At 41.6% G+C, this 2,103-nt stretch carries 2 protein-coding genes and 1 pseudogene; all 3 read right to left on the bottom strand.

All coding sequences use genetic code 11. From position 1 onward, the window contains the following. Positions 1-418, bottom strand: a pseudogene (locus ACLN19_RS09050) (ISLre2 family transposase); the annotation flags it as partial. A gap of 112 nt (positions 419-530) precedes the next feature. After that, the gene (locus ACLN19_RS09045) at positions 531-830 is read right to left on the bottom strand and encodes a hypothetical protein (protein ID WP_413385514.1); all 300 of its coding nucleotides are present in this window, start codon (positions 828-830) and stop codon (positions 531-533) included. 131 nt (positions 831-961) lie between these two features. Then, a partial coding sequence (locus ACLN19_RS09040; RefSeq protein WP_413385513.1) for a site-specific DNA-methyltransferase occupies positions 962-2,103 on the bottom strand: 1,142 nt, incomplete at its 5' end.

The following is a 2,103-nucleotide window of genomic DNA, read 5'->3' as shown; positions in this document are numbered from 1 at the left end:
GATAACGCTTTTTATCATCAAGCAAACTATCTACTCTTTTAACAGCCTTTAGGACAGCATCTTTGGTAATATCTAAGCCATAAGCTCTCTTAACCAAACGACAGACCTGCCTATAAGGCATCATAGAAGCGTGACATGCTAGATGATACATAAAGTAAGATGAATAGCGCACATACTTCTCTAATCCTAACCAGTCATCAACTGGACAGGAGGTTTTGTCGCCTCTTCGCCAGCGACTTCGGCTAAAAGTCATCTGACCAAAGGTAAAGACAACAGTCCGCTCACTTTCGTTTATGCGAGTGTAGCCCTTGGCTCGCATCAGAGGGGCAATATGTTTTTCATAATCCGTAATTTTCTTCAAAAATAACTCTTCTTTGTGATTCTGTATTTCTTGCGTAAAACTAGATTCATCAAACATAACAGTCTATTTTACACTACTTTAGAACAAAAAGGGTATCATTTGCTCATTATTTTTTTAAAAAAACAAAACACAAAAAAGTGACCCACATCATAACGATGCAGGCCACTTGTTATTTATCGTCAATCAGGGCACTAATCTGACTAAAGGCTTTGATATCACCATTCAAAGCTTTTTGTAAGACAACCAAAGCCAGAGCCATCTCATTTGTCGGCTCATAGCCTAAAGACACCAAAAAGTCTTTCATCTGCTCATTGCTGACATCAGCACTTAATAGCGTTTCAAAAGCTCGTTTTAAGTCAGCCTTTTGTCGTCTGACTTTAGCGGAAGCCTTCGCCCCTTTACGCTGAATCTCTAATCGCTCCTCTTTTGACAATTGATTAAAAGGAACTAAGTTACCATTATTTGCCATTACAACTCTCCCTCTTGAATGTATTTTTTAAGATATAAAGTAAATAAAATACAAAATAACAACCCGTTTTTGGAATTTCTCTCTGCATCCTCTCTGTAAAACTCAAAAAGCAGATATGAATACTTGTATTTTTATACATTAACCTTGACTGCTTCGATACCAGTTTCAAGCTCAAAGCGTTTAATGATACGTGAGACGTATTTGGGATCAAGCTCCATCGAGTAGTTGACTCGTCCTAGCTTCTCGCAAACCATCAGGGTCGAACCAGACCCCGCAAACGAATCTAAGATAAGCTCACCTTGCTTACTCGAGTTACGAACCAAACGCTCAATAAGCGCTAGTGGCTTCATAGTCGGGTGGTCTGCATTTCTCTGCGGACGATTGACTCGCAAGATGGATGTCGGCTGTTGCTCTTGGTAGTGCTTGATAATATCTATGAGATCAGCCTTACTTTTAGACTCAAGGTCTGACTCTAGAATGGTTGAGAGACTAAAATCCTTGATAAAGTAGTGGCTAGCACCTTCCTTCCAGCCGTAAAGGCAAGGCTCATGTTGCCACTGATAATCTTGACGTCCAAGTACAAAAGTATCCTTTGCCCAAATCAGGCACTGCTTAATGAGCCAGCCAGTAGAAGTGACTGCATTTGAAAAAGCAACACGCTGACTGTCTGCATGCCAAATATAATAAGCACCGCCCTCCTTTAAAAAAGGATCTACCGCTTGAAAGGCATCTGACAGAAACTGCTCAAAGCGACGGTCATCCATTTGGTCGTTTTCGATAGTCAGCCCTTCCTTCGTTTTTCCTTTATAGGCAACGTTGTAGGGTGGGTCTGTCACATACAGGTCAACTACCGTATCACCTAACAAACGCTTGAGATGGTCGGGATTGGTAGCATCACCACACATTAATCTGTGACGTCCCAATTGATAAAGCGTGCCAAGCTCAGCTGGCTCTTCGATTTCTTCATCGTTCTCGTCCTCCACTTCTTCTTTGTCGGCAGTTAAGGGCGATGACAAGATGTTAGTCGAAAAACCAAACTGCCCCATGTCAATATCTAGGATGGTGGTCAACTCCTGCTTGAGTAAATCCATGTCAAAGTCCGTGTTGAGTGTGATTTTGTTATGCGCTAGGATGTAAGCTCGCTTACCTTCTTCAGACAAGTGGCTTAATCGAATAACAGGAACTTCCTCAGCACCTAACTCTGACAAAGCAAGATAACGACCATGACCTTCAATGATGACATTATTCTCATCAAGAGCGATTGGGTCGTTGT

Origin of the sequence: Streptococcus lishijunsis (assembly GCF_047290665.1) — a bacterium.
Classification (GTDB): Bacteria; Bacillota; Bacilli; order Lactobacillales; family Streptococcaceae; genus Streptococcus.
This window is presented reverse-complemented; position numbering and strand designations above follow the sequence as displayed.

Excerpts from the sequence above, each read along its gene's own strand:
- ACLN19_RS09045 (WP_413385514.1), bottom strand. The coding sequence starts at position 830 with ATGGCAAATAATGGTAACTTAGTTCCTTTTAATCAATTGTCAAAAGAG.